25 protein-coding genes and 1 tRNA gene are annotated in these 25,117 nt (G+C 67.3%); 13 read left to right on the top strand and 13 right to left on the bottom strand.

From position 1 onward, the window contains the following. Positions 1–149: 149 nt before the first annotated feature. Positions 150–1,868 (top strand): Ppx/GppA phosphatase family protein, encoded by a 1,719-nt coding sequence (locus H8F25_RS07845; protein WP_197213602.1) that lies wholly within the window; start codon positions 150–152, stop codon positions 1,866–1,868. Here the strand turns inward: H8F25_RS07845 and H8F25_RS07850 are convergent. The 3 genes from H8F25_RS07850 to thiD all read right to left on the bottom strand — a co-directional run bounded on the left by H8F25_RS07850 (position 1,828) and on the right by thiD (position 3,804). Further along, positions 1,828–2,703: a helix-turn-helix domain-containing protein gene (locus H8F25_RS07850; protein ID WP_197213000.1), complete on the bottom strand. Its 876-nt coding sequence runs from the start codon at positions 2,701–2,703 to the stop codon at positions 1,828–1,830. The genes H8F25_RS07845 and H8F25_RS07850 overlap by 41 nt on opposite strands. Positions 2,704–2,766: 63 nt before the next feature. Then, positions 2,767–2,976 (bottom strand): hypothetical protein, encoded by a 210-nt coding sequence (locus H8F25_RS07855; protein ID WP_197213002.1) that lies wholly within the window; start codon positions 2,974–2,976, stop codon positions 2,767–2,769. 36 nt (positions 2,977–3,012) lie between these two features. After that, positions 3,013–3,804, bottom strand: coding sequence for a bifunctional hydroxymethylpyrimidine kinase/phosphomethylpyrimidine kinase (thiD, locus tag H8F25_RS07860; protein WP_197213004.1), 792 nt, complete (start codon positions 3,802–3,804; stop codon positions 3,013–3,015). A gap of 221 nt (positions 3,805–4,025) precedes the next feature. Between thiD and H8F25_RS07865 the strand changes: the two genes are divergently transcribed. From H8F25_RS07865 to H8F25_RS07875, 3 genes are all read left to right on the top strand, one after another. Beyond that, positions 4,026–6,056 carry a class I SAM-dependent DNA methyltransferase gene (locus H8F25_RS07865; protein WP_231597261.1) on the top strand — a complete coding sequence of 677 codons (2,031 nt, stop codon included), beginning with the start codon at positions 4,026–4,028 and terminating at the stop codon, positions 6,054–6,056. After that, positions 6,053–7,306 (top strand): restriction endonuclease subunit S, encoded by a 1,254-nt coding sequence (locus H8F25_RS07870; RefSeq protein ID WP_197213005.1) that lies wholly within the window; start codon positions 6,053–6,055, stop codon positions 7,304–7,306. Before H8F25_RS07865 ends, H8F25_RS07870 begins: the two co-directional genes overlap by 4 nt. Before the next feature lie 100 nt (positions 7,307–7,406). After that, positions 7,407–8,936, top strand: coding sequence for an IS5 family transposase (locus H8F25_RS07875; protein ID WP_231597262.1), 1,530 nt, complete (start codon positions 7,407–7,409; stop codon positions 8,934–8,936). 370 nt (positions 8,937–9,306) lie between these two features. Here H8F25_RS07875 and H8F25_RS07880 read toward each other — a convergent pair whose 3' ends face one another. Further along, positions 9,307–9,507: a hypothetical protein gene (locus tag H8F25_RS07880; protein ID WP_197213007.1), complete on the bottom strand. Its 201-nt coding sequence runs from the start codon at positions 9,505–9,507 to the stop codon at positions 9,307–9,309. Positions 9,508–9,696: 189 nt separating this feature from the next. Beyond that, complete coding sequence (locus H8F25_RS07885) at positions 9,697–10,089, bottom strand: hypothetical protein (protein ID WP_197213009.1); 393 nt, start codon at positions 10,087–10,089, stop codon at positions 9,697–9,699. A 175-nt stretch (positions 10,090–10,264) separates the two neighbouring features. Between H8F25_RS07885 and H8F25_RS07890 the strand changes: the two genes are divergently transcribed. The 4 genes from H8F25_RS07890 (at position 10,265) to H8F25_RS07905 (ending at position 14,669) form a co-directional block, all read left to right on the top strand. Then, positions 10,265–10,489, top strand: coding sequence for a hypothetical protein (locus H8F25_RS07890; RefSeq protein ID WP_197213011.1), 225 nt, complete (start codon positions 10,265–10,267; stop codon positions 10,487–10,489). Continuing rightward, entirely contained in the window at positions 10,489–10,872 is a 384-nt protein-coding gene (locus H8F25_RS07895) for a type II toxin-antitoxin system VapC family toxin (RefSeq protein WP_197213013.1), read from the top strand. The genes H8F25_RS07890 and H8F25_RS07895 overlap by 1 nt, the downstream gene beginning before the upstream one ends. Before the next feature lie 130 nt (positions 10,873–11,002). Further along, a complete protein-coding gene (locus H8F25_RS07900; RefSeq protein WP_197213015.1) occupies positions 11,003–14,128 on the top strand; it encodes a type I restriction endonuclease subunit R in 3,126 nt (1,041 codons plus the stop codon). After that, positions 14,118–14,669 (top strand): DUF4145 domain-containing protein, encoded by a 552-nt coding sequence (locus H8F25_RS07905; RefSeq protein ID WP_197213016.1) that lies wholly within the window; start codon positions 14,118–14,120, stop codon positions 14,667–14,669. Before H8F25_RS07900 ends, H8F25_RS07905 begins: the two co-directional genes overlap by 11 nt. A 65-nt stretch (positions 14,670–14,734) precedes the next feature. Here the strand turns inward: H8F25_RS07905 and H8F25_RS07910 are convergent. Beyond that, positions 14,735–14,806: transfer RNA gene (locus tag H8F25_RS07910), tRNA-Val, on the bottom strand. A 216-nt stretch (positions 14,807–15,022) separates the two neighbouring features. Between H8F25_RS07910 and H8F25_RS07915 the strand changes: the two genes are divergently transcribed. The 4 genes from H8F25_RS07915 to H8F25_RS07930 all read left to right on the top strand — a co-directional run bounded on the left by H8F25_RS07915 (position 15,023) and on the right by H8F25_RS07930 (position 19,497). Beyond that, positions 15,023–15,928 carry an EamA family transporter gene (locus H8F25_RS07915; RefSeq protein ID WP_197213017.1) on the top strand — a complete coding sequence of 302 codons (906 nt, stop codon included), beginning with the start codon at positions 15,023–15,025 and terminating at the stop codon, positions 15,926–15,928. A gap of 92 nt (positions 15,929–16,020) precedes the next feature. Continuing rightward, the gene (locus tag H8F25_RS07920) at positions 16,021–17,487 is read left to right on the top strand and encodes an FAD-dependent oxidoreductase (RefSeq protein WP_197213606.1); all 1,467 of its coding nucleotides are present in this window, start codon (positions 16,021–16,023) and stop codon (positions 17,485–17,487) included. A 160-nt stretch (positions 17,488–17,647) separates the two neighbouring features. Then, positions 17,648–18,193 (top strand): hypothetical protein, encoded by a 546-nt coding sequence (locus tag H8F25_RS07925; RefSeq protein WP_197213018.1) that lies wholly within the window; start codon positions 17,648–17,650, stop codon positions 18,191–18,193. A gap of 20 nt (positions 18,194–18,213) precedes the next feature. Continuing rightward, positions 18,214–19,497 (top strand): phosphopantothenoylcysteine decarboxylase, encoded by a 1,284-nt coding sequence (locus H8F25_RS07930; RefSeq protein ID WP_197213019.1) that lies wholly within the window; start codon positions 18,214–18,216, stop codon positions 19,495–19,497. A 78-nt stretch (positions 19,498–19,575) separates the two neighbouring features. On the opposite strand, the gene H8F25_RS07935 is transcribed toward H8F25_RS07930, so the two are convergent. From H8F25_RS07935 to petC, 5 genes are all read right to left on the bottom strand, one after another. Next, positions 19,576–20,181: a hypothetical protein gene (locus H8F25_RS07935; protein ID WP_197213020.1), complete on the bottom strand. Its 606-nt coding sequence runs from the start codon at positions 20,179–20,181 to the stop codon at positions 19,576–19,578. A gap of 139 nt (positions 20,182–20,320) precedes the next feature. Continuing rightward, positions 20,321–21,085 carry a precorrin-4 C(11)-methyltransferase gene (gene cobM, locus H8F25_RS07940; RefSeq protein WP_197213608.1) on the bottom strand — a complete coding sequence of 255 codons (765 nt, stop codon included), beginning with the start codon at positions 21,083–21,085 and terminating at the stop codon, positions 20,321–20,323. Positions 21,086–21,132: 47 nt separating this feature from the next. Further along, positions 21,133–21,993 (bottom strand): prolipoprotein diacylglyceryl transferase, encoded by an 861-nt coding sequence (gene lgt / locus H8F25_RS07945; RefSeq protein ID WP_197213021.1) that lies wholly within the window; start codon positions 21,991–21,993, stop codon positions 21,133–21,135. Between the two features lie 29 nt (positions 21,994–22,022). Continuing rightward, positions 22,023–22,952 (bottom strand): cytochrome f, encoded by a 930-nt coding sequence (gene petA / locus H8F25_RS07950; protein ID WP_197213022.1) that lies wholly within the window; start codon positions 22,950–22,952, stop codon positions 22,023–22,025. A 49-nt stretch (positions 22,953–23,001) separates the two neighbouring features. Continuing rightward, the gene (petC, locus tag H8F25_RS07955; RefSeq protein ID WP_197213023.1) at positions 23,002–23,550 is read right to left on the bottom strand and encodes a cytochrome b6-f complex iron-sulfur subunit; all 549 of its coding nucleotides are present in this window, start codon (positions 23,548–23,550) and stop codon (positions 23,002–23,004) included. A gap of 128 nt (positions 23,551–23,678) precedes the next feature. On the opposite strand from petC, the gene H8F25_RS07960 reads away from it, so the two are divergent. Continuing rightward, positions 23,679–24,035: a DUF3067 family protein gene (locus H8F25_RS07960; protein WP_231597263.1), complete on the top strand. Its 357-nt coding sequence runs from the start codon at positions 23,679–23,681 to the stop codon at positions 24,033–24,035. Positions 24,036–24,099: 64 nt separating this feature from the next. On the opposite strand, the gene H8F25_RS07965 is transcribed toward H8F25_RS07960, so the two are convergent. After that, complete coding sequence (locus H8F25_RS07965) at positions 24,100–24,345, bottom strand: hypothetical protein (RefSeq protein WP_231597264.1); 246 nt, start codon at positions 24,343–24,345, stop codon at positions 24,100–24,102. Between the two features lie 9 nt (positions 24,346–24,354). Continuing rightward, complete coding sequence (gene tatC / locus H8F25_RS07970; RefSeq protein WP_197213612.1) at positions 24,355–25,065, bottom strand: twin-arginine translocase subunit TatC; 711 nt, start codon at positions 25,063–25,065, stop codon at positions 24,355–24,357. Between the last annotated feature and the right edge of the window lie 52 nt (positions 25,066–25,117).

Genomic DNA, 25,117 nt, shown 5'->3' on the forward strand with positions numbered 1-25,117 from the left:
CAGCTCAGCAGGGAACGGGATCGTCCCGAGGCGGAGCCGTGGCACGCCGGAGCCGTTGTCGTGGCACCTGGCGCCGGCGCCTCCCTGCCGACGGCAGCGGTGGCAAAGTGGCGCCGCCTGGCCAGCGAGCCCCCATGGACCCGACGCCCATGGATTCCACGCCAAAGGATCCCCCGCCAAAGGATTCCAGGCCCGAGGATCCGTCCGCCCAGGCGGTGCGCTCCGGCGGTGAACGGCGGGTGGCGGCGATCGACATCGGCACCAACTCGATCCACCTGCTGATCGCGGCGATCGATCCTGGGCTGCATTCCTTCCGCGTGCTGCTGGCGGAGAAATCCACCACCCGGCTGGGCGAGCGCGATCCGGAGACCGGTGACCTGAGTGCCGAGGCGATCGAACGGGGCTTCCGCACCCTGCGTCACTGCCGCGATCTGGCGCTCAGCCACGGCGTGGAACAGATCGTCACCGCGGCCACCAGCGCCGTGCGCGAAGCGCCCAATGGGCGCGATTTCCTGCTGGCCCTGCAGGAGCAGCTGGACCTGGAGGTCGATCTGGTCAGCGGCCCGGAGGAGGCGCGCCTGATCTACCTGGGCGTGGTCTCCGGCATGGCCTTCGGGGAGACGCCCCACTGGATCCTCGACATCGGCGGCGGTTCCACCGAACTGGTGCTCGCCGACGGCCGCGATGGCCGCGCCTTCACCAGCACCCGCATCGGGGCGGTGCGCCTGCAGCGGGAGTTCTGCCAGCAGGATCCGCTGCCGGCCGAGCGGCGGCGCTTCCTGAAGGCCTACATCCAGGGCGCCCTCGATCCGGCGGTGGCGGAGGTGCGATCCGCCCTGCGCCCGGGAGAGTCTCCGGTGATGGTGGGCACCAGCGGCACCGCGATGGCCCTGGCGGCCCTGGCGGCCGCCGACGACGGCAAACCGCCCCTCAGGCTCGGCGGCTACCGCCTCAGCCGGGAGCGCATCCACCAGCTGGTGGAGCGCCTGGTGCTGCTCACCCCCGAACAACGCCGCGCCCTGACCGCGATCAACGACCGGCGGGCCGAGATCATCGTGCCCGGTGCCCTGATCCTCCAGACCGCCATGGAGATGCTCGGGGCGCGCGAGCTGGTGGTCTGCGACCGGGCCCTGCGCGAGGGCCTGATCGTGGACTGGATGCTGCGCAACGACCTGCTGGGTGATCGCTTCGCCTTCCAGAGCACGATCCGCGAGCGAAGCGTGCGCCATCTGGCCCGCATCTACGGGGTGGATCAGGCCCGCGCCGATCGGGTCTCCAGCCTGGCCCTGAGCCTCTACGACCAGAGCCGGGGCCTGCTGCACCACGACGACGGCAGCGGCCGCCTGCTGCTCTGGGCCGCCGCCCAGCTGCACGCCTGCGGCAAGCACATCAACAGCGCCGCTTATCACAAGCACACCTGGTATCTGATCCGCCACGGCGAGCTGCTCGGCTACTCCGAGCTGGAGCACCTGATGGTGGCCGCCATCGCCCGCTACCACCGCCGCGGCCTGCCGAAGAAACGCCACGAGTCGTGGCAGCTGATCGAGGGGCGGGAGGAGAAGCGCACCGTGGCCAACCTGGCACTGCTGCTGCGTCTGGCGGCCGCCCTCGACCGGCGCCCGGCAGCGGTCCTCGATCGCGTCAGCCTGGACGCCGTGGGAGCCCGCAACGACGCCAGCGGTCTGCGCATCGTGCTGCATCCGGTGGCGGACTCAGCCGAACAGCCCACCACGGACCTCAGCCTGGAATGCTGGAGTCTGCGCTCCTGCACCGATGCCGTGCGCGAAGCCACCGGCCTCAGTCTCGAGGTGGCTTCCGCTGCGGAACTCAGCGGTCAGCCGGCAGCGAACGCCAGCGCACGTCGCTGATCGGGCCGAGCACGCGGGCCGGTTCGGAGCCGACGCGGCTGGTCACCAGATCAGGGCGTCCCGCCAGCACCTCGAGGCCGTCGGCGAGCGGAAACACACGAGCCCCCTGCAACAGGCCACGGAATGCGGTGCTGCCATCCGGGCGACGCACCTCGACCCAACTGGGTTCGCGGCTGGCGAGAACCACGGTGCCCGCTTTGGCAACGGGCTCAGCGGTGCCGCCGGGGCTGGCCGAAAGGCCCTCCGCCGTTGGGATCACCGCCCTGTCGCCTCCGCGCTCACCAGAGGCCGCAGGCAGAGCCGTTGCGCCGGGGGCAGGTGCTGCAGCAGGCTGATCCGAGCGTGCCGGAACCACCGCCGTGCGCAGCCGCCAGCCGACCCCGACGGCCGCCAGCAGCAACACAACCGCAGCGGCCCACCACCAGGGCCGGACGGACGGACGGACCCGAGGGGCGGAAGCGGCCGAGGTGCTGGGCGCCGCAGGCGCAGGGGAGGGCCGCAGGGGCGCACCCGACGCCGCATCCAGATCACCGGAGGCACGCAGGGCCTGCAGTTCAGGCCCGATATCCAGCTGCAGGGCCCCGGCGACACGCCGCGCCTGGGCGATCACGAACACGGGCTCCGGCAACCGCGAACGATCTCCCGCTTCCAGAGCCTCCAGCTGCTCGACACCGATGCGCAGCCGATCGGCCAGCACCGATGCCTCCTGGCCGCTGGCCTCCCGGGCCTGACGCAGGCGACCTCCCAGGGCCACCAGTGCCTTTGTACCGCTGGCGGCAGGGGAACGACCCTCAACGGCCGCTGCGGCCTTCCCATTGGCGGAGGCGAACGACACAGTCGGAGAGGGGAGAGGGTGTCGGCAGTATGGCCAGTCCGCCCGAACGGGGCCAGCGCGCAGTCAGCGGCGGCTGAGCAGGATCGGCAGGGCCATCAGCAGCAGGGTCAGCCCGATGCGCAGCAGCGGAGCCGAGACCAGGAACGGCAGCACCAGCAGGGCGAAGCCGCTGAGCAGGGCCGGCGGCGAGGACTGGCGGCGGCCATAGACCAGGTAGCCACTGGCGATCGAGCTGATCAGCAGGGACAGCAGCAGCTCAGTGGTCGAAGGCACAACGGGGCCACAAGGAAACGGACAGAAACACGCCGATCAGAGCAGGGGATGCCAGTGGCAGAGAGGTCCCTGGCCGGCTCCGATCGCCAGGGCATGGCGCAGGCCTCCCTCCACGAAGCTCTTGCCGGCCTGCACCGCCTGACGCAGTGGCAGGCCGCGGGCGCGCGAGGCGGTGATCGCCGCCCCCAGCGTGCAGCCACTGCCGTGGGTGTGGGGGGTGTCGACGGCGGGATGCACCACCCAGAGCCCCGCGCCACCGGCCACCTGCAGAAAGTCGCGGCCGCGCAGCTCCGCCAGGCCGCCACCCTTGATCAGGACCGCCCCGGGACCCATCTCCAGCAGCCGCTCCGCCGCCCGTTCGACGCCCTCGGCGCCCTCGATCGCGACGCCGCTGAGCAGGGAGGCCTCCTGCAGGTTGGGGGTGAGCAGCTCGGCCAGGGGCAGCAGCAGAGCCCGGTAGGCCGCGAGCGCCTCCAGCTCGAGCAGCAGCGAACCGGCCTGCGACACCATCACCGGATCGATCAGCCGCGGGATCGTGAGGGGCCCCAGCGCGGCGGCGGTGGCCTCGATCAGAGCGGCGTTGAGCAGCATGCCGGTCTTGAGGGCCGCCACCGGCAGATCGCTGAGCACCGCCTCGATCTGGGCTGTGAGCGCCTCGGGCGGCAGGGCATCGACGCGGCTGACCCCGCAGGTGTTCTGGGCGGTGACGCAGCTGAGCGCCGAGCAGCCATGCACACCGAGCGCGGTGAAGGTCTTGAGGTCGGCCTGGATGCCGGCGCCGCCGCCGGAGTCGCTGCCGCCGATGGTGAGCGCAATCGGGATGGTCATGGAGGGGCGCGTCAGAAGGCCAGGGTGCGATCGAGCTGCTGAGCCCAGGAGGCAGGAACCCCCGTGGGGGACGAAGCCGTTGCATCCCGCTTCAGCGTGGCCCCAGCGGCCGCCGGTGTTGCATCGGGGTGACGGCGATCTCGCCAGGCATGCCCAGATAGGGGTCAACCACCCAGGTGCCTGGCAGGCTGCCCAGCACGACGCGCGGATCCCGAGTCCTGATGGAGCCCAACGAGCAGCAGCTGGCACTCCTCGGCGCCCTGGAGGCCCTGGGGGGCTCCGCCGGCAACGGCAGGCTGCGCGAGCTGCTGGGCTGGGATGAGCCCACCTATGAGGCGGTGAAGGGGCCCCTCGTGGCCTCCGGCCAGCTGGTGCCAGGTCGCGGTCGCGGGGGATCGGTAAGCCTGGGCAACGGGAATGAGCAGCCGCCTCCGGCTCGATCGACATCCGTGAACGGCAGTCGGGGTCCATCAGCCCCGCAAGCGGCTCCTCCCCCTGGCCCCCAGCCCACCGGCAGACAGAACCTCTCGGCCTTCATCTGGGGCGTCGCCGACCTTCTGCGGGGCGACTACAAGCAGAGCGACTTCGGCAAGGTGATCCTGCCGTTCACGGTGCTGCGCCGGCTCGACTGCGTGCTGGAGCCCACCAAGGAGGCGGTGCTGGCCGAGAAGGAGCTGCGCGAGAGCCAGGGCCTGGATCCCGAGCCGTTCCTGCTGCGGGTGGCGGGGCAGGCCTTCTGCAACACCTCGGCCCTGAGCATGAAGCGGCTGATGGGCGATCAGGACAACATCGGCGAGAACCTGCGCAGCTATATCCAGGCCTTCACGCCGGAGGTGCGTGACATCTTCGAGAGCTTCGAGTTCCACCTGCAGGTGGACCGGCTGGAGAAGGCGGGGCTGCTCTACATGGTGAGCGAGCGCTTCGCCCAGATCGACCTGCACCCGGAGACGGTGAGCAACGCCGAGATGGGCCTGGTGTTCGAGGAGCTGATCCGCAGGTTTGCTGAACTCTCCAACGAAACGGCAGGGGAACACTTCACGCCGCGCGAGGTGATCCGTCTGATGGTGAACCTGCTGTTCATCGAAGAAGACGCGGCGCTCACCCAGCCCGGCATCGTGCGCAGCCTTTACGACCCCACGGCGGGCACCGGCGGCATGTTGAGCGTGGCCGAAGAGCACCTGGTGGGCATGAATCCCTCAGCCCGGCTGGTGCTGAGCGGCCAGGAGCTCAACCCCGAGAGCTACGCGATCTGCAAGGCCGACATGCTGATCAAGGGGCAGAACATCAAGAACATCCGCTTTGGTAACACGCTCTCGGACGATCAGCTGGGCGATCAGAAGTACGACTACATGCTCTCCAACCCACCCTTCGGCGTGGAGTGGAAGAAGATGCAGAAGGAGGTGCAGCGCGAAGCCGACACCCTCGGCTATGCGGGCCGTTTTGGCCCTGGCCTGCCCCGCGTGAGCGATGGGTCATTGCTGTTCCTGCTGCATCTGATCAGCAAGATGCGACCCGCCAAGGATGGCGGCAGTCGCTTCGGGATTGTGCTGAACGGCTCTCCCCTGTTCACAGGCGGGGCGGGCTCCGGCGAAAGCGAGATCCGCCGTTATGTGCTGGAGAACGATCTGGTGGAGGCGATCATCGGCCTGCCCACCGATATGTTCTACAACACGGGCATCAGCACCTACATCTGGATTCTCAGCAACCGCAAACCGGCAGAGCGCAAGGGCAAGGTGCAGCTGATCGATGCCAGCAGCTTCTGGCAGAAGATGCGCAAGAGCCTGGGCAGCAAGCGCAAGGAGCTGAGCCCCGAGCACATCGATGCGATCACACGCCTGTTCGGCAACTTTGAGGAAGCCGAGCAGGACGGCAAGCCGATCAGCAGGATCTTCCGCAACGAAGACTTCGGCTACCGCACGATCACAGTGGAACGCCCGCTGCGTGATGAAGCCGGCAACGTGGTGCTCGGCCAGCGCGGCAAGGCCAAGGGCCAGCCCCAGGCCGACAGCAGCCTGCGCGACACCGAGAACGTGCCGCTCTGCGAAGACGTGCAGACCTACTTCGAGCGGGAGGTACTGCCCCACGTGAGTGATGCCTGGATCGATCACGACAAGACCAAAGTGGGCTATGAGATCCCTTTCAACCGCCACTTCTATGTGTTCACGCCACCCAGACCACTTGAGGTGATTGATGCCGAGCTAAAGCAAGTGACAGATCGGATTCTGGCGATGATCGGAGGGCTGTCGGCATGAGCTTTCCCCGTTACACGGCCTGCAAAGACAGCGGCGTGGAATGGTTGGGGAAGGTGCCGGAATATTGGGAGGGCCTTAGGCTTCGATTTGCAGCCACCCTGAATCCATCCAAACAGGAGGCAAGATCGTATGCGGATGATGATCTTGTCACCTTCCTTCCGATGGAGGCGATTGGCGAGGATGGAAGCCTCAACCTTGAACAGGTGAAGGAGGTTGGCGAATGCCTGAATGGCTACACCTACTTCAAGGAAGGTGATGTATGCATTGCCAAAATTACCCCATGCTTTGAAAACGGGAAAGGGGCCATTCTCCGAGGATTGAAGGGAGGCATCGGATTCGGAACAACGGAGCTGATCGTCGCTCGGCCAACAACACATCTCTTATTGGCTAAGTTCCTTGACTATCTTTTTAGGTCCAATCCCTTCAGATCCCTTGGTGAAGCGGCGATGTATGGGGCTGGCGGCCAAAAGCGGGTTCCAGAAGCCTTTGTCCGTGATTTCAGATCATTCATTCCCCCGCTTACCGAGCAGCAACAAATAATCAGCTTCCTCGACTGCGAAACCGCCAAGATCGATGCCCTGATCGCCGAGCAGCAACGCCTGATCGAGCTGCTGCAGGAAAAGCGCCAGACCGTGATCTCCCATGCCGTTACCAAGGGGCTGAATCCAGATGCGCCGATGAAGGATTCGGGGGTGGAGTGGCTGGGGGAGGTGCCTGAGCATTGGAGGGTAAGAAAGCTATCTCAGCTATGCAAGGAAATTGGAAGCGGGACCACGCCAAAAAGTGATATGCCTGAATTCTACGAGGATGGGGCAGTTCCATGGGTGGTCACGGGTGATCTGAACGACTCCGTTTTGGTGGCTTGTTCGAATCATGTCACCGAAGCAGCAGTCCATCAACATTCGGCCTTAAAATTGCATGTGGTGGGCTCAGTGGTTGTGGCGATGTACGGTGCCACAATTGGCAAGGCAGCAATCCTTGGAGTAGAGGCGACGGTCAATCAGGCTTGCTGTGTTCTTCCTCCTGGCACAGAAATCATCGGCGAGTTCTTGCTGCTCTTTATCTTGGCAGCCCGGAGTCATCTGCTTTCCTTGGCAACGGGTGGTGGCCAGCCGAATATCAATCAAGAGATAGTTCGATCTCTCAGGCTTCCTCTGCCTCCGCTTGCAGAGCAGCATGCAATCGTCCAGAAAGTTGAGGCCAGTCTTCAGTCTCTTGATTCAGCTGCTTCCTTGGGGCTTCCTGAATAAGGGCAGATCCACTGCAGTGCAATGGATCTCGGCAGTTTCTGACGGTAAAATGTGCGTGAAAGGGCTGATCTGAGCCCAAAAGCGGTCCGGAGTTTTCCACATGTATCGGCGTGAGCATCGTTATCAGCTCTCGTTCGAAGACTTCTTCCTGCCGTTTGGCGGCAAACTCTCCGGTGATAATCGGTGGATCAAGCTGGCTGAGCTCATTCCGTGGGATGAACTGGAGGACGACTACGCAGCGCAATTCTGTAAGGGCTTTGGAGCACCGGCAAAACCCTTTCGCATGGCACTGGGTGCCTTGATCATCAAGACCCGTCTCGGGCTCACGGATGAAGAACTGGTGGAGCAGATCAAGGAAAACCCCTATCTCCAGTTTTTCATTGGCTTGGAAGCGTTCCAGTCTTCGGCGCCGTTTGATCCATCGATGATGGTGTATTTCCGCAAGCGCTTGCCAGAAGCGATTGTGAATGAATGCAATGAAAGGATTGTGCGCCACGGCCTGAAAATGATTCGCTCATCAGATCCCCAGGGCACAGGGGATGACGACGGCAGTGGCGGATCGACCAGTCCTCCCGACCAACCAAAGCCATCCTTGCAGAAGCAGCCGAATCAGGGTTCACTCTTGATCGATGCCACCTGTGCGCCGGTGGATATCCGTCATCCCACCGATCTATCCCTGCTCAATGAAGCCAGGGAGGTGACTGAGATCCTGATTGATGCGATGCATCCCCAGGTCAGGGAACGCTTCGGCTACAAGCCGCGTACACACCGCAAAAAGGCGAGGCAGCAGTTTCTTGCAGTGGCCAAAAAGAAGAAGCCAAGGATCAGCAAGATCCGCAAAGCGATCAAGCAGCAGCTTGGTCACCTCAAGCGGAATCTGGCAAGCGTTGACGCCCTGATCGCCTGTGGTGGCAGCCTTCTGGCCGCCGGACGGCATATCTACCGGAAGTTGCTGGTGATCAGCGAGCTGGTCCGCCAGCAGACTATTCTCTATCACGCAGACAGCAGAAGCATCCCAGATCGCATCGTCAGCCTCTGCCAGGCACATATCAGGCCGATTGTCCGCGGGAAAGCTCGTTGCAATGTTGAGTTCGGAGCCAAGATCTCAATCTCTGTCACCGGCGAGGGATTCACCTTCCTCGATCGCCTGAATTATGACCCCTACAACGAAGGAGAAGACCTCAAGGGTCAAGCGATTTCCTATCGGCGTCGCCATGGTCACTATCCGATGGTGATTTGTGCTGACCAGATCTACCGCACAAGATCGAACCGTGCCTTCTGCCAGCGCCATGGAATCCGTTTGAGTGGCCCGCGACTTGGACGGCCGAAGAACGATCCTGAATTGGTGGCTGCCGAGAAGCAGCAGTTCATCGATGACCAGCGCCAAAGGAATGCCGTTGAAGGCAAGATCGGCCAAGGCAAGAGGCGTTTTGGACTGGGCCTGATACGTGAGAAGCTCGCTGTGACCCAGGGTTCAACCATCGCACTCAATATTCTGGTGATGAACCTCGAGAAGCTGCTGGAGCTTCTTTTTGTTCTTTTTGCGTCCTGGCTGCAACTTCTCCTGTGCAATCAACCAGGCAAGGGGTCACCATTCGTGTGTGTGAGCACTCATCTCAGCCCCACATGAACGGCCAGTCTCCGCCTCACTCAGGCTCGGCTCTTTGACAGCTTGACCTCCCTCTCACTTTCTCAGGAAGCCCTCCTTGGCCGCAACACAGGTGGGTCTCCTCCAAGAACGTCGCTCCGCCCTGATCTCCGCCGCCGTCACCGGCCAGATCGATGTGCGGGGTCTGGTGCCTGAGGCCAGCGCTGCCTGAGCAGCACCCCTAAGACCATTCTGATTGTCCTGCCCAACGGTGAGTCCCACGCGCGTTCTGTCACCCGGGAAGGGTGACGCGGATCCTCCTTGAGCAGGGCATAGGCCCGATCGGCTTGCTCCTGCACGGCCTTGGGCAGCGCGTCGTAGCAGCGCCAGAGGCGAGGACTGGCCTGATGCTTCAAAGCTGCCTGCAGCGTCCCGCCTTCAGGTCGGCCAATGCTTCCTCCGCCAGCCAATCCAGCGCGCCGGCTTCCACGTCGTTCTCCAGCTGCTGATCCCAGTCCTCTGCGTCAAAGCGCTCGTACCAGGCGCGAAATCGGGCTCGGCCTGCGGGATCCAGTTGCTGCACAGCAGCCTCAATGGCTTGGAGACTTGTCATAGGGGCACTTTAGTTGGACTTCCAGGCCACGCCCGTTGGCTGGGAGAACCCACTCGCCCCGCTCGGCCCATCGGGCTGGCAGAGGCCATGGGCCTGCTTGGGCGTGGCCGATGGGACACCAGGCCGTATTGGTGGCACTTGAGGAAGGGGGATCGGCAGCGACTCCCGGTTCGCGACCCCGTCCCTGCCTCAGCCTCCAAGCCCATGCCCGACCCCGAGAGCCCTGCCCGTCAGCCGCCTGCGGCTCCGCCAGAATCGATGGACTCCCTTCGCCCCTGGCCTGGCCTCGATCGGCTCGTCTTCCTCCAGTCCATCGGTGGCCTGCTGCTCGGTCTGATTGCCCTGTTCTCCTCCTATGACCACATCACCCTCGCCGGTCGAAGCCTCCCGCTCCCCCAGCAGTGGGGAATCCCTCTCATCGCTGCCTCGGTGGCGACAGTTCTTGTCGACTCTCAACTGGCGACCCGTGCGCGAGATCGAGCGGCGTACGAGGCTGATCGAGGAGCGTACGAGGCTGATCGAGATCGAAATCGAGCAGCTGAGAGCCGAGAACGCCAGGGAAAGAGCCTTGGACGCCTCCATACAGCGGCTGTGCTTTCCGCCCGAGTCCAGCTCGACCCCTCCGCCACCAACCGAGCCCGATTGCGGGCCTTCCTCGCCCTGATCAGCGGCGAGATCCCACCGGAGCCTGGCGAGACCGATGCGTGACTCAATCATCCGCCCTAGCCTGCTAGCAGCCAGCAAGCAGCCCCCGGTCTTGGCTCGAACCCTCTACATCCGCCACGTGCCCGAGGAGGTGGCCGCCCGCCTCGAGAAGCTCGCCGCCCGGGCCGGCCTGCCCCTGAGCACTTTCGCGCTGCAGGAGCTCACCGAGACCGCCCGCCGTGCCGACAACGCCGAGCTGTTGAACGCACTCCCGTCGCTGTCGATCGACCACAAGACCATCCTCGAGGCCCTGCAGGACAGCCGAACCGAGCGCTGATGGTGGTGATCGACGCCTCGGCATTGGTGGATGCCCTGCTGGTGGCCGGTGCCGCCCGAGAACGGCTGGCGAGCGCCAACCTGCAGGCACCGGAGCTGATTGACGCGGAACTGCTCTCGGTGCTTCGCCGCCTGGTGCTCGCCGGAACCCTGGCGGAGACGCATGCACTGCAGGCCCTGGCCACGGCCTCGCAACTGGGGCTGCGTCGCCACCCCACTCGCATCCTCTGGCCGCGGGCCTGGGCGCTGCGCGCCAACCTCTATGCCTACGACGCGCTGTATGTGGCCCTGGCTGAGCAACTCGACGCGCCGCTGCTCACCGCCGATGCCCGCATCGCCAGGGCCCCCGGCCTGCGCTGCTGCGTGGAAGTGATTCAGCCATGAGCCATCGACTGAACGATGGGATCTGGGCGAGGTGATGCAGCCATCGCATAGCTGAGACGACGGGACTTGTCTCCATTCAGCACGGCCTAGGCTGGGTTGCGTGAGTGGCGCTTCCTCAGGCCCTGAGTCCATGAGCCTCCATCACGAGAGCGCCTTCGAGCAGGAGATCTGCGACCACCTCGGCAGTCACGGCTGGCTTTACGAAGACGGCGCCGCCTCTGCCTACGACCGTGAGCTAGCGCTTTACCCGCCGGATCTGATCGCCTGGGTGCAGCAGGCCCACCCCGAGGCGTGGGAGGTGCTGCAGAAGAACCATGGCAGCAAGGCCGAATCCACCCTGCTGCAGCGGGTGCGCAAGCAGCTCGATCAGGTGGGCACCCTCGATCTGCTGCGTCATGGCGTCGAGGTGCTCGGCCTGCCCAAGGCCCTGAAGCTGGCGGAGTTCAAGCCGGCCTTCGGGCTCAACCCACAGATCCTGGCCCGCTACCGCGCCAACCGCCTGCGAGTGCTGCGCCAGGTGCGTTACTCCACCCACAACCAGAACTGCCTCGATCTGGTGCTGGCGCTCAACGGCATCCCCGTCGCCACCGTTGAACTGAAAACCGACAACACCCAGTCGATCGCGGATGCCGTCTGGCAGTACAAGAGCGATCGCCACCCCAGGCCCGCCGGCCAGGCTCCCGAACCGCTGCTGCACTTCCCCAGTGGTGCCCTGGTGCACTTCGCCGTCAGCAACCGCGAGGTGCAGATGACCACCCGGCTGCAGGGCCCCCAGACCCAGTTCCTGCCGTTCAACCAGGGCAGCGATCCCGGTGGGGCCAACTGCGGCGCCGGCAATCCGCTCGGCGACGGCCATCCCACGGCCTACCTCTGGGAGGAGGTGTGGGAGCGAGACAGCTGGCTGGAGATTCTGGGGCGCTATTGCATCGCCGAGCGCGACAGCAAAAAGCAGATCCGCCGCCTGGTCTTTCCGCGCTACCACCAGCTCAAGGCCACCCGGCTGCTGATCCGCGCCGTGCTGGCGGAAGGCCCCGGCGGGCGCTACCTGATTCAGCACTCGGCAGGGTCCGGCAAGACCGCCTCGATCGGCTGGAGCGCCCACCTGCTCGCCGATCTGCACGACGAACACGACCGCAAGCTGTTCGACACCGTGCTGGTGGTGAGCGACCGCAGCGTGATCGACAGCCAGCTGCAGGAAACGCTGGAGAACTTCGAGCGGCGCAAGGGCGTGGTGGCCTCGATCACCACCGAGAAGGGCATCAAGAGCGAGCAGCTGGCTGCCGCCCTCAGCGGTGACAAAAAGATCGTGGTCTGCACGATCCAGACCTTCCCGGCCCTGATCAAGAAGATGCAGGAGCTCACCGCCACCAGCGGCAAACGCTTCGCGGTGATCGCCGATGAGGCCCACAGCTCCCAGACCGGCGAAGCGGCCCAGAAGCTCAAGCAGGTGCTCGCAGCCTCCGAGGCGGCGGACCTGGCCGATGGCGGTGAGCTGGACACCGAGACCCTGCTGGCGGCCACGATGTCCAGCCGCGCCAACCAGAGCGGCATCACCTATGTGGCCTTCACCGCCACACCCAAGGCCAAGACGCTGGAGCTGTTCGGACGGCGGCCCAACCCCAGTGAGCCCGCCGGGAAGGGGAATCTGCCGGCCCCGTTCCATGTGTATTCGATGCGGCAGGCGATCGAGGAGGGCTTCATCCTCGATGTCCTGCAGAACTACACCTCCTATTCCCTCGCCTTCCGCCTGGCCCAGCAGGGGCAGAGCTATAGCCGCGAGGAGGTGGAACGCAGTGCCGCCCTCAGGAAGCTGATGGGCTGGGTGAAGCTCCACCCCCACAACATCGCCCAGAAGGTGGAGATCATCGTCGAGCACTTCCGTCAGCACGTCTGGCCGCTGCTCGATGGCAAGGCCAAGGCGATGGTGGTGGTGGGCTCGCGCAAGGAGGCCGTGCGCTGGAAGCTGGCGATTGACCGCTACATCGCTGAGAAGAACTACCCGATGGGTGCCTTGGTGGCCTTCAGCGGCGAGGTCAACGATCCCGAGAGCGGGCCGGAGGCCTTCAGCGAGCGCAGCCAGAGCCTCAACCCCGGCCTCAAGGGTGACATCCGCGAGGCCTTCAAGGGCGACGACACCCAGATCCTGCTGGTGGCCAACAAGTTCCAGACCGGCTTCGATCAGCCGCTGCTCTGCGCCATGTACGTCGACCGTCGTCTCGACGGCATCCAGGCGGTGCAGACCCTCTCACGCCTGAACCGCTGCCATCCGGGCAAGGACACCACCTACGTGGTCGATTTCGTCAACGAACCTGATGACATCCTGGCGGCCTTCAAGACCTACTACGAAACCGCCGCCCTGGCGGAGGCCACCGATCCGGCCCTGATCCTCGATCTCAAGACCAAGCTCGATGCCCAGGGCCACTACGACGCGTTCGAGATCGACCGGGTGGTGAAGGTGCTGCTGGATCCCACCAGCAAGCCCAGGCAGCTGAGCGCGGCCCTGGAGCCGGTGGCCCAGCGGCTGATGAACAGCTACCGAGAAGCACGTCTGGCCCACCGCCACGCCGAGGAGAGCAACGATGCCGATCAGCAGAAGCAAGCCAAGGAGACGCTCGATGCCCTGACGCTGTTCCGCAGCGACATGGGCACCTATGTCCGCTTCTACACCTTTCTCTCGCAGATCTTCGACTACGGCAACACGGCCCTGGAGAAACGCTGGCTGTTCTACAAACGGCTGCTGCCGCTGCTGGAGTTCGAGCGCGAGATCAACACGGTGGATCTCTCCAAGGTGGTGCTCACCCACCATCACCTGCGCAAGCTCGGCAGCAACAACCTGGATCTCAAGAAGGGCGACGCCGTCGCCATCCCCGGCATGGCCCCCGGCGGTGGTGGCGTGCAGGAGAAGGACAAGGTGCAGCTGGAGGAGATCATCTCCAAGCTCAATGAGCTGTTCAGCGGCGATCTCAGCGACAGCGACAAGGTGGTCTATGTGCGCTCGGTGATCAAGGGCAAGCTGCTCGAGTCCGAGACCCTGCGTCAGCAGGCCGCCGCCAACAGCAAGGAGCAGTTCGCCAACTCACCGGATTTCGGCACCGAGCTGATGGATGCAATCATCGGCGCCCTCGATGCTCACAAGGCGATGAGCAGCCAGGCCCTCAATTCACAGGAGGTGCGAGAGGGGCTGAAGGACATCCTGATCAACCAGACCAGCCTCTACGAAGACCTGCGCGATCAGGCTCAGCACCATGACCCCTGATCCGCTCACCATCGCTGCTGCCGAACAGGCCCGCACGGTGGTGCTGCAGATGATGGCGGAGCGCGGTCGCGGCGTCGTGCTCGTCGGCGCGGCCCGGCTCGATCTGGCTGTGGAGCATCTGCTCAAAGCCGTTATGGCTCCCAGCCAGGACACCGATGACCGCCTGTTCACCCCGGAGCGCTCCCTCGGCAGCTTCGCCGCCAAGATCACCCTGGCGGCCCGGCTCGGTCTGATCGACAGCTCCATCGAGGCTTCGTTGCACGCCGTCCGCAGCGTCCGCAACGACTTCGCCCACAGCGCCGGTGAGCCCTCCCTGGCGGATGCGCGCCACCAGAAGCGGCTGCGGCGGGTCTATCCCGAAGCGGAGGCGTCGCCGCTGTGGCTGGCCCTGGCTCCCCTGTTGGCACAGCAGTCAGGGCTCAGCTCCCATGAGCAGGCGTTCATCCTGCTGGTGACGATCCTGGTGGCCTCGATCGAGGCCTGTGTGCTGCTGCAGGTTCCGTTCACCCCGCGGGCCACGGTGCGCTTCAGGACCAGCTGAGACAAACCATCAGGCTCAGGGTTGCCGGATCACAACCAAAGCGCTGCTTCATTCTGACCATCAAATGGGCGATACTGGATTCGAACCAGTGACCCCTTCCGTGTGAAGGAAGTGCGCTACCGCTGTGCTAATCGCCCGTGTTTCGTGATCCTGGATCACGTGATCAGCTGGATCTCGGAAGGCTGCCTTGCTGAAGCAGCACCGATCGGCCGTTGGCGGAGGGGAGTGCCCGCAGAGGCAACCGTTCCGCTGACGCCGGCTGACGTTGTGGCGATCGTACCCCACAGGTGATCCCGCCTCCTGGGCGGCACGCCGCCCGCCAACCTGGGGCCATCCCGCCGCGGCCACCGCCTGTGCCCCTCTGGTCCCTGCTGGCCCTGGGCGCCGCCGCCTGCACCACCGCCGCCGACCTGCAGTTGCGCTCCCTCCTGCGCCACGGTCTCACCGCCCGCCTGGCGATGGGGGCCAGCTGCTGCATCACCACCCTGCTGGCCGTGCCGCTGATCCTGCTGCTGCGGCCCGCCATCCAGCCGGGCGCCCTGCTGACGGCCCTGGCAGCCACCGCCCTGATCAACGGGGTGGCCTTCTGGTCCTATGGCCGTGCCCTCGCCCGCGGCGAACTGAGTCTGGTGCTGCCGCTGATCAACCTCTCCCCCCTCGTGCTGCTGCTCAGCGGCTGGCTGGTGCTGGGTGAGCGCCCCAGCGGCCTGGTGGTGGCCGGGGTGGCGCTGCTGGTGGGAGGGGCGATTCTTCTGGGCCGCAGCGACGCCCTGAGCCGGGGCCTGCTGCGGGCCCCCGGAGCCCGGGCGATGCTGCTCACCGCCGTGCTCTGGGGCATCGGCGCCAGCATCGACAAGCTGGGCGTGCAGGCCGGCGGCAGCCTGCTGTGGGTGGCCGGCCTCAACCTGGTGGTGGGCACGCCGCTGCTGCTCGGCGCCCTGGCGGCCGGCGATCCCCATCAGCTCATCGCCAGCCCCGAAGGGCCTGCCCGCGAACTGTTCGCCGGTCCCGAGGGGCGACGGCGCCTGCAGCAGCTGCTGGCGGTGGGCCTGCTGGCCCTGGTGGGCACCGCCCTGCAGATGGAGGCGCTGCGGCTCACCGCCGTGGTGCACGTGGTGGCGATCAAGCGGCTCAGCACCCTGTTCGGCAGCGTCATCGGCGTGCTCTGGCTCGGGGAGTACAGCGGCTCGCTGCGGCTGCCCGCGGCGGCGCTGATGTCGGGCGGGGCGGTGCTGGTGCTGCTGGCGGCGCGCTCCTGAGGCCCGGGCCGGCCACCGCCATCGGTCACGATGGGGTTTCCCTGACCACGATCCGGCCCTTGCCCGCCCCGTCCGACTCCGCCCCGTCCGAGATGCCGATCTCTGCCGCGGCCGGCTCTGACGCCTCCACCACGAACGGAACACCGGCGACGATCCCCGGGACCGACGTGCTGATCGTCGGCGGCGGCGTGTGCGGCACCGCCCTGCTGTTCGTACTGGCCCGCTACAGCGACCTCGGCCACCTCACCCTGGTGGAGCGCTACGACGCTCTGGCGCAGGTGAATTCCAAGGCCACCAACAACAGCCAGACGATCCACTGCGGCGACATCGAGACCAACTACACGCTCGAGAAGGCGGTTTCGGTGAAGCGCACCGCCGACATGATCGGCCACTACGCCGAACTGCTGGAGCCCGAGGAGGCCGGCCGCTGTGTGTTCCGCACCCCGAAGATGGTGCTGGCGGTGGGAGAGCAGGAGTGCAGCTTCCTGCGCCGGCGCTTCGAGGCCTTCTCGCCTCACTTCCCGGCGATGGAGTGGCTGGAGCGCGAGCAGATCGCCGAATGGGAGCCCGCCGTGGCCCTGGTGGACGGCCAGCCCCGGCCCGAGCCGATCGCCGCCATCGGCATCCGTCGCTCTCCCACCGCCGTCGACTACGAGGCCCTGGCCGAGTCGTTCGTGGGCCAGGCCCGCGCCAGCACCGACACCCCCGGCCGTCAGCTGGACCTGCGCCTGGGCACCACCGTGCGGCGGATCACGCCCGAGGGGGAGGATCCGGCCCAGCCCTCCTCGTTTCTGGTGGAGCTGGAGGGGCCTGAGGGCCTGCAGCAGCTGAGGGCGCGCCACGTGGTGGTCAACGCCGGCGCCCACAGCCTGCTGATGGCCCAGCAGCTGGGCTTCGGCCTGCAGTACTCCTGCCTGCCGGTGGCAGGCAGCTTCTACTTCACGCCCGATCTGCTGCGCGGCAAGGTCTACACCGTGCAGAACGACAAGCTGCCCTTCGCCGCCATCCACGGCGATCCCGACGTGCGCGCCCCCGGCAAGACGCGCTTCGGCCCCACCGCCCTGCTGCTGCCGCTGCTGGAGCGCTACAGGCCCGCCTCGTTCTGGGAGTTCCTCAAAGTGCTGCGGCTCGACTGGTCGGTGCTGGCCGTGTTCTGGCAGCTGTTCGGCGTCGCCACGATCCGCAACTACATCCTGCGCAACCTGCTGTTCGAGGTGCCCTGGCTCAGGCGCCGCCTGTTCCTCGCCGACGCCCGCAAGATCGTGCCCGGCATGCAGCTGTCGGATCTGCGCTTCGCCGAGGGCTACGGCGGTGTCCGCCCCCAGCTGATCGACAAGCAGAACCGCCGCTTGATGCTGGGCGAGGTGAGCATCCCGGCCCTGCCGGGGCTGGTGTTCAACGTCACCCCCTCACCGGGGGGCACCTGTTGCCTGGGCAACGCCTGCCGCGACCTGGAGGGGATCGAGCGGCGCCTCGGCTGCCGCGTCGATCACGCGCGGCTGGAGCGGGATCTGCTGCGCCGCAGCGCGGCGCCCGTGCCGCTGGACGCCGCGGCCTGAGCCGCGTTCCCGGCACCGGCCCCGGGTCCCCCTCCAGCCAACCCATGCGTGCTGCCCAGCGGCAGCCTGACGGCCTCACGTCGCAGGCCGCCCGGCCGGCCTGGTCGCCGCGTAGCGTTGCAGCGCCCGGGTTCAGCACCGGGATCCCATCCCCACCACCATGACCCTGGAACGGCTCGATCCGGCCGACCCCGTGGCCCTGGAGCGGTTCGAGCGGGCCTTCCACGCCGCCTTCTCCCGCGCCAAGGGCAATCGCCTGGCGCGGCGCCTCTGGCACTGGGATGACGCGGCCGGCCGCACCCGCCCCCACATTCCCTACGCCGACCAGCACGTCTATGTGCGCTGGCAGGACGACGGCGCTGTGGACACGGCCGGCGCGGTGAACTGGCGGCTGGCCGACTACCAGGCGGCCCGGCTCGGCTTCCCCCCACCGCCGCCGGATCTGAGCGGCCACTGCGAGATCCTGGCCCTGTTCTCCCAGCGCGATGCCGATCTGGTGGGGCTGCGCACCTTTCTGGTCGAGGTGGCCGGCACCCTGCTGGCGCACGGATTCCAGAGCGCCGACGCCACCAGCACCGATCGGCTGCTGCCCGTCTACCAGCACATCGGCGGCCGGCCGCTGGAGCGGCGCAGCCTCGACGGCGAACACCGCACCCTGCTGCGCTTTCCGCTGCAGGAGGTGGCGCAGCTGCAGGCGCTCACCTGAACCCTTCTGCGGAGCTCCCCGTGGCCACCGGATACCACGACTGGGATGGCCAGCCCCCCCGCTCAGCGGCGCTGGGGGACCATGACGTGCCGGCGGAGTCGGCCCATCTGCAGGGCCGCCGCATCGCCCTTGTGGTGACCGGCGGCATCGCCGCGCTGCGCACACCGGATCTGGCCCGGGCCCTGCGCCGCCGCGGCGCCGAGGTGACCGCCTTCTGCACGGCTGACGCCCTGCCGTTCGTGGGACGCCAGGCCCTGGAATGGGCCACCTGCCGGCCGGTGATCACCTCGCTGGGCTGGCGTGCCGAGCACCTCAGCGACGGTGAGGCCTTCGATGCCTGGCTGGTGGCCCCCGCCACGGCGAACACCCTGGCCAAGCTGGCCTGCGGCATCGCCGACACGCCCGTGAGCGCCGCCCTGGCCTCAGCCCTGGGGCGCATGGAGCGGGGGCAGACCCAGCTGCTGCTGGCGCCGACGATGCATGGGTCGCTGCACACGTCGATCCTCACCGGCCACGCGCAGCGCCTGGCGCAGCTGGGGGTGCATATGATCGCCCCGCGCGACGCCTACGGCAAGCACAACCTGCCCGATGCCGCCGTGCTGGTCGCCTGCGTCTGCCGGGCCCTGGCGACAGGTCCGCTGCGCGGCCGCCGCATCCTGGTGACCGGCGGCCCCACGCCCGTGCCGATCGATGGGGTGCGGCGGATCGTCAACCGCTTCAGCGGCCGGCTGGCGACCGCGATCGCCACGGAGCTGCTGCTGCGGGGAGCCGATCCGGAGCTGCTGCTGGGGGAGGGCTCCAGCCCGCCTCCGGCCTGGCTGCCCCACGAGTGGGTGTCCACCTACGAGGCCTACCGCGATCGTGTGCTGGAGGCGGTGGGCGCAGATGAAGCCCCGACGGCGCCCAACCGGCCGCCGGCCGCCGCGATCCTCTCGGCTGCCGTCTCCGACTACCAGCCGCGTCAGGTGCATGCCGGCAAGCTGGCCAGCGGCCAGCCCCAGCTCCACCTCGAACTGGAGCCCACCGCCAAGGTGATCGATCGGGTGCGCCAGGCCGCCCCCGATCTGCCGATGGTCACCTTCAAGGTGCTGCAGGGCGCCAGCGAGCAGGAGCTGCTCGCCGAGGCGCGCCGCCGCCTGGAGCGCTTCCAGCTGGTGGTGGCCAATCACGCCGAGGAGGTGCAAGGCAGCGAGCAGCGCGCCTGGCTGGTCAGCGCCGGCGGAACCAGCCGGCATGAGGGCAAGGCCGCCATCGCCGCCGCCATCGCCGACTGGCTGGAAGGCCATCTCGCCGCCGAGACCTGATCGGACGCATGGCCTCTTCGCCCAGGGGCAGAGGCACCGCCGGCAGTCGGGGCGGCGCTCAGTTGCGTCAGGCAGGCATCAGGCCGGAGTCGCCGGACAGCGGTTGAGCCGCTCCAGTTCCTGCGGCTTCACCTCGATGCTGGTGGGACCGGTGAACAGGCCGGGGTAGCGCTTCTGCAGGCGCTGGGCCTGACGGTCCAGCCGCTGCTGGGCCTGGGTGAGGCGCAGGCGCTGTTGGTCGATCTCGGCGCGGCGCTCGGCCCGGAGCTGTTTCCAGGCCGCCAGCTCCTGCTCGTAGCGCTGGCGGTCCAGCTGCTGATCCACCTTGCTGAAGCGCTGCTCGGCGGACTCATCCCAGATCGGTGGCGCCGGGAGGGGCGACAGGGGCACGGCGCGCTCCTCGGCCAGGACAGCCTCGGCACGGCGCAGTTCGGCCAGATCCTGCTGCAGCTCCTGCCGTCGTTTCCGGCACTGACGTGCCGCCAGCTCCTGCTGCCTGTTCTGCTCCCGCAGGGCCTCGGCCTGGGCGGCCGGGGAAGGCGTCCCGGGAGGTGGAGTGGTTCGGCAACCCAGGGCACAGCTGGCGAGGAGGCCGAGGCTGATCAGCAGCGACCAGCGAGGCGGGCGACTGCGCAGCGGGCGTGCGTCGAAGGCGGGGGCGGATGGGGGGAAGGGAAGCGGCATCGGCGACGGCCTGGCGGCTGAACGGCCAGGGGAGCTCCATTCTCCCGACCCAGGCGCCGGATGCGAGGGCCAGCGGAAGCGGAGTCCCTCACCACGCTGTGGCGGTCGATCACCTCGGGAGTGGCTCGACCGGCTGGCCTCAGTCGGCGCCGCCGCGGAACAGATGGTGGTGATCGGCGGAGTAGAGCCTGGAGCGGGCCTCTCCCGCAGACGCCAGGGCAGGGCTGACCACATAGAGCGTGGTGCGGATCAGCTGCCGCTCGCGGCTCACGGCCGCCATCTCGCGGAGGGGAACCACGGTCAGCCACTGGTCGGGCCAGCTGACGCGGTAACCGATGGCCACCGGCGTGTCGGCCGGATAGTGGCGCAGCAGCTCCGCCTGCACCTCCTCGACGTGACGAGCGCTGAGGTAGAGGCAGAGCGAGGCCCGCAGAGCGGCGAGGCGCTCCAGCGATTCGCGCTCCGGAACGCCGGTGCGGCCGCCGGCACGGCTGAGCACGATCGTCTGCACCACCCCGGGGATGGTGAGCTCGCGGCCGAGGGCGGCGGCAGTGGCCTGATAGGCGCTGATGCCCGGCACCACCTCCACCGCCAGGCCGGCGTCGGCGAGACGGCAGATCTGCTCCTGAAGGGCGCCGTAGAGGCAGGGATCACCGTCATGCAGGCGCACCACCCGGCGGCCGTCACGGGCGCGCTGCACCACCACCTCGAGCACCTCCTCGAGGGTGAGGGTGCTGGTGCGGATACGCTCGCAGCCCTCCGGGGCCAGGGCCGCAATGGTAGGGCTGACCAGCGAATCGGTCCACACCAGGACCTCGGCGGCCTCGACCGCACGGGCGGCCCGGAGGGTCATCAGATCGGGGGCGCCGGGGCCGGCCCCGACGATCATCACAGGCGAGGGCATACTCGGATCGGCGGTCACGGCATCGCGGCAGGGGACGGGAGAATCGCTCAAGCCGGAACCCCGCTGGGGTCGGGGAGCGGACGGCGTCTGATCAGCAACCACCACAACCCGAGGCCTCCGAGGACGATCAGCAGCAGGCTCATCAGCTGGGCCATCCGCAGGCCCCCGGCGCAGAACGGGGGCAGACCCACCAGGCAGAGCGGGTCGAGACGCAGGGCCTCGATCCAGACGCGGCCGCTGCTGTAGGCCATCAGGTAGACGCAGCTGAGCGCCCCATCGGGCAGCCGCAGGCGCCCCCGGGCAGCCTGGCGGATGAGCAGCAGCAGCAGCGCACAGACCCCAAGATTCCAGATGGATTCGTACAGAAAGGTGGGGTGGAAGGTGCTGCGATCCAGGAACTGCAGCGGCCGGCTGGCGGGCGGAATCGTCAGCCCCCAGGGCAGGTTTGTGGGCAGGCCGAAGGCCTCGGAGTTGAAGAAATTGCCCCAACGGCCGATGGCCTGGCCCAGCGCCACGGCGGGCACCAGCACATCAAGCAGCGGCCAGAAGCGCTGGCGGCGCCAGCGGCAGAACAGGATCGTCACCAGGGTGCCGCCGATCAGGGCGCCATGAATGGCGATGCCGCCCCTCCAGATGGCGATCAGATCGATCAGCCCAGCCCCGCGGAACTGATGGTTCCACTCCAGCACCACGTAATAGGCGCGGGCTCCGATCACGGCGCCGAGCACCATCAGCGGCAGCAGATCGGCGATCAGCGCGGGATCGACGCCCCGCTGGCGCCCGAGGCGCATCGCCAGCAGCAGGCCGAGCAGCACCGCCGTGGCGATGAGCAGGCCGTACCAGCGCAGGGAAAAGGGGCCCAGCTGAACCAGCACAGGCCCCGGAGAGGTGAAGGTGGCCAGCAGCATCGACTCGCCGCAGGACAGAGAAGAAGGAATCAGACGCCCTCCGCAGCCTGCACCTTCTCGATCTGACGCTTCTTGAGCACCAGCATGATCTGGGCGAGGGCCACGGCGGCGAAGAAGGCGAGCAGACCGTAGATGCGCACCGGGTTCTGAAGAACCACCTCGGCATCGAGCTGGCCGAAGCCGCCGACGTTGGGGTCGTTGGTCAGGGGTGCACCGGCGGCAACCTCATCACCCACGGCAACCTCCAGGGTGGGGCCGGCCGGGATGGTTTCGCTGACGCTGCCATCGGCCGTCTGAATCTCGATCACGCTAGCGCCGTTGTCGCCGGCGTTGATGGCCGTGATCGTGCCGGCGGCCGAAGCGGTGAAGACGGTGTTGTTGCTCTTCTCACCGGTGGGATACACCTGGCCGCGGCCACGGTTGCCACCGACGTGCAGCTGGTACTTGCCGAAGTGAATGGAGCTGTCCTCGGCCGGATCGGGCGAGAGGATCGGGAAGACGATCTTCTGGTGCTGATCACCGGGCAGAGGACCCACCAGGAGAATGTTGGGGTTGTCCTCGTTCCAGGTGGTGACGTAGACGCCGGCGGTCTCCTCCTTGAGCTCATCGCTGAGGCGATCGGCCGGAGCGAGCTTGAAGCCGTCGGGCAGCATCACCACGGCACCGACGTTCAGACCGGTGGAGCTGCCGTCACCGGCCACCTGCTGCACGGCGGTGTCGTACGGGATCTCGACCTCGACCTTGAACACCTCATCCGGGAACACGGCCTGGGGGAGCTCCACGTGGGTCGGCTTCTTGGCCAGGTGGCAGTTGGCGCAGGCCAGCTTGCCGGTGGCTTCACGCGGATAGTCGTAGTTCTGCTGCGCCCAGAAGGGATAGGCCCAGCTGGGGGTGGCGCCCAGCAGCAGGACCGAGATCGAGAGCAGGCTGCCGAAGAGCAGGGAGAGGGTGCGGCGCATGGGGAAGGCGGCAGGCGTTGGCGGGAACTGGCGGATCAGACGGCAGGACTCAGGCCCACCAGGGCTTGTCGCCGGTGCGGAAATCGGTTTCGGTCCACTGGCTCAGGAAGACGTTGTCGTTCTCGACCGAGACGTGGGCCAGGGCCAGGGAGAGAGGGGCGGGACCGCGGACCACCTTGCCCGTGGCGTCGTACTGGGAGCCGTGGCAGGGGCACATGAACTTGTTGGCGGCGGCATTCCAGGGCACCACGCAGCCCAGGTGGGTGCAGATGGCGTTGATGCCGTAGTTGCCGATGGCATCGGAGCCCTCGACGAGCAGGTAGGTGGGGTCGCCCTTGAGGCCCTGGACCAGGTTGCGATCGCCCTCCTTATGGGTGGCGAGCCAGCCGCTGGCGGTGACGGTGTTGCCCAGCTCATCCTTGGCGGTGGTGCCGCCACCGCCGCCGGCGGCACGCGGCGGGATGAAGTAATTGACCACCGGATAGAGCGCCCCGAGGGCCACGCCGGTGACGGAACCGAAGGTCAGCAGGTTCATGAACTGCCGACGACCCATGCCGGGCACATCACCGCTCGAAGAGGCCGCAGGGAACTGGGTCATGGGCAGCGTTCCGGCATGTCCGGCGCAACGTGGCGCCCACATTAAATCCCGCCGTTCCCGGCCCGTGCCCAGGCCACGCCGGCCCGCCCGCCGCTGCAACATGCTGTTGTGCTGCGATTCCGCCCGGCGTGCTCCGCTTCGATTCCCCCGCGAACGAAGAGCCAGCCCCGCCGCTGCAGGCGGACGAGGTGCTGGCGCTGCTGCGTGCCCGCTGGCAGGCCTCCCACGGTCTGCAGCTGGTCCAGCGCAACGGCCGCCTCTATTTCCAGGTGATCTGGAACCACCTGGAGCAGCAGTCCTTTCCGCTGAGCGAGGCCGACTACCGCGAGGCGCTGGAGGAGATCGTCGCCAGCCTCAACGGCCTCGGCGTCGCCGATCAGGTGCGCAGCTGGCTGCAGACCACCCGGGACAGACCGCGGCTGGGCCGGGCCCTGTCGCTGCCCCTGGAGCTGCCGGCGGGCCGGGCCAGCGAATTTCTGCTCTGAGGGTCACGGGAACAGCGGGGATCCGATGACACGACACAGTCGGCTGCCTGCGGAGCGGCGGCCGTCAGCCCGCCAGCAGTTCGGCCAGGCGCCGCTCCACGTCCACGCGCTGCTCTGGATCGCCCACAAGGCGCAGCGCCCCGGTCTCCGGCCACCAGTTGAGCTTGAGGTTGCTGACGCCATCATCGAAGACGCACAGCTCGAACGCCCCCTTGTGCTCCCAGTGGCATGGCAGGCCCAGCTGCTGCACCAGAGCTGAGAGCTCCTCGAGGGAACCACTGAAGGTCATCCTGGCACCGGCCGCTTGCACGGACGCTAGTCAGGCCTGGCCGAAGCGCTGCTTCGGACGCGACACAACCGCCACCAGGCCCACACCGATCAGATAGAGGGCCGTGATCGCCCCGCTGAGAAGCAGCATCGTCACCGGATCGGTGGAAGGGGTGAGCACCGCCCCGGCCAGGGCGCTCACCAGCACCACCCAGCGCCAGGCGCCGAGCATGCGGCGGGCATCCACCAGCCCGAGAGCCCCGAGCAGCAGCTGCAGCACCGGCAGCTGGAAGGCCAGGGCCGTGGCCACCATCAGCAGCAGCACGAAGTCGAGATAGCGCTCGATCGACCAGATCGGCTCCACCACATCGGCGCCATAGCTGACCAGAAAGCGCAGGGCCGCCGGCACCAGCGCCCACCAGGCAAAGGCCAGCCCGGCCGCGAACAGGACGGTGGAGCCCGCAACGGTGGGAGCCACCAGGCGACGCTCCTTTCGCGTCAGGCCGGGCAGCACGAAGGCCAGCCCTTCGAACAGAATCCAGGGAATCGCCAGGGTGAGGCCGGCGTAGCCCGCCACCTTCAGCGACACGAACAGGAACTCGCCGGGGGCCAGCTGCAGGAAGCGGATCCCCTGAGCCGGGGCCTCCAGCAGCTTCACCAGCGGCCGCACGAACACCAGGCAGCCGGCCGCCGCCACCACCACCGCCAGCAGGCTGCGCAGCACCCGCCGGCGCAGCTCTTCGAGGTGGTCCACCAGGGGCATCTCCACCTCCCCCGGGAACTCGTCATCGGGCGAGAGGAGAGCGGGGGGATCC

It is taken from the genome of Synechococcus sp. CBW1004 (genome assembly GCF_015840715.1).
GTDB lineage: Bacteria > Cyanobacteriota > Cyanobacteriia > PCC-6307 > Cyanobiaceae > Cyanobium.

What these genes read in the sequence shown, in the direction of transcription:
- lgt (WP_197213021.1), bottom strand. Translation starts at nt 21,993, where the DNA reads ATGCTGCTGGCCACCTTCACCTCTCCGGGGCCTGTGCTGGTTCAGCTG.
- H8F25_RS07905 (WP_197213016.1), top strand. Translation starts at nt 14,118, where the DNA reads ATGACCCCTGATCCGCTCACCATCGCTGCTGCCGAACAGGCCCGCACG.
- H8F25_RS07920 (WP_197213606.1), top strand. Translation starts at nt 16,021, where the DNA reads ATGCCGATCTCTGCCGCGGCCGGCTCTGACGCCTCCACCACGAACGGA.
- H8F25_RS07895 (WP_197213013.1), top strand. Translation starts at nt 10,489, where the DNA reads ATGGTGGTGATCGACGCCTCGGCATTGGTGGATGCCCTGCTGGTGGCC.
- petC (WP_197213023.1), bottom strand. Translation starts at nt 23,550, where the DNA reads ATGACCCAGTTCCCTGCGGCCTCTTCGAGCGGTGATGTGCCCGGCATG.
- H8F25_RS07870 (WP_197213005.1), top strand. Translation starts at nt 6,053, where the DNA reads ATGAGCTTTCCCCGTTACACGGCCTGCAAAGACAGCGGCGTGGAATGG.
- cobM (WP_197213608.1), bottom strand. Translation starts at nt 21,085, where the DNA reads ATGCCCTCGCCTGTGATGATCGTCGGGGCCGGCCCCGGCGCCCCCGAT.
- petA (WP_197213022.1), bottom strand. Translation starts at nt 22,952, where the DNA reads ATGCGCCGCACCCTCTCCCTGCTCTTCGGCAGCCTGCTCTCGATCTCG.
- H8F25_RS07865 (WP_231597261.1), top strand. Translation starts at nt 4,026, where the DNA reads ATGGAGCCCAACGAGCAGCAGCTGGCACTCCTCGGCGCCCTGGAGGCC.
- H8F25_RS07875 (WP_231597262.1), top strand. Translation starts at nt 7,407, where the DNA reads ATGTATCGGCGTGAGCATCGTTATCAGCTCTCGTTCGAAGACTTCTTC.
- H8F25_RS07880 (WP_197213007.1), bottom strand. Translation starts at nt 9,507, where the DNA reads ATGACAAGTCTCCAAGCCATTGAGGCTGCTGTGCAGCAACTGGATCCC.
- tatC (WP_197213612.1), bottom strand. Translation starts at nt 25,065, where the DNA reads ATGCCCCTGGTGGACCACCTCGAAGAGCTGCGCCGGCGGGTGCTGCGC.
- H8F25_RS07925 (WP_197213018.1), top strand. Translation starts at nt 17,648, where the DNA reads ATGACCCTGGAACGGCTCGATCCGGCCGACCCCGTGGCCCTGGAGCGG.
- H8F25_RS07935 (WP_197213020.1), bottom strand. Translation starts at nt 20,181, where the DNA reads ATGCCGCTTCCCTTCCCCCCATCCGCCCCCGCCTTCGACGCACGCCCG.
- H8F25_RS07900 (WP_197213015.1), top strand. Translation starts at nt 11,003, where the DNA reads ATGAGCCTCCATCACGAGAGCGCCTTCGAGCAGGAGATCTGCGACCAC.
- thiD (WP_197213004.1), bottom strand. Translation starts at nt 3,804, where the DNA reads ATGACCATCCCGATTGCGCTCACCATCGGCGGCAGCGACTCCGGCGGC.
- H8F25_RS07845 (WP_197213602.1), top strand. Translation starts at nt 150, where the DNA reads ATGGATTCCACGCCAAAGGATCCCCCGCCAAAGGATTCCAGGCCCGAG.
- H8F25_RS07885 (WP_197213009.1), bottom strand. Translation starts at nt 10,089, where the DNA reads ATGGAGGCGTCCAAGGCTCTTTCCCTGGCGTTCTCGGCTCTCAGCTGC.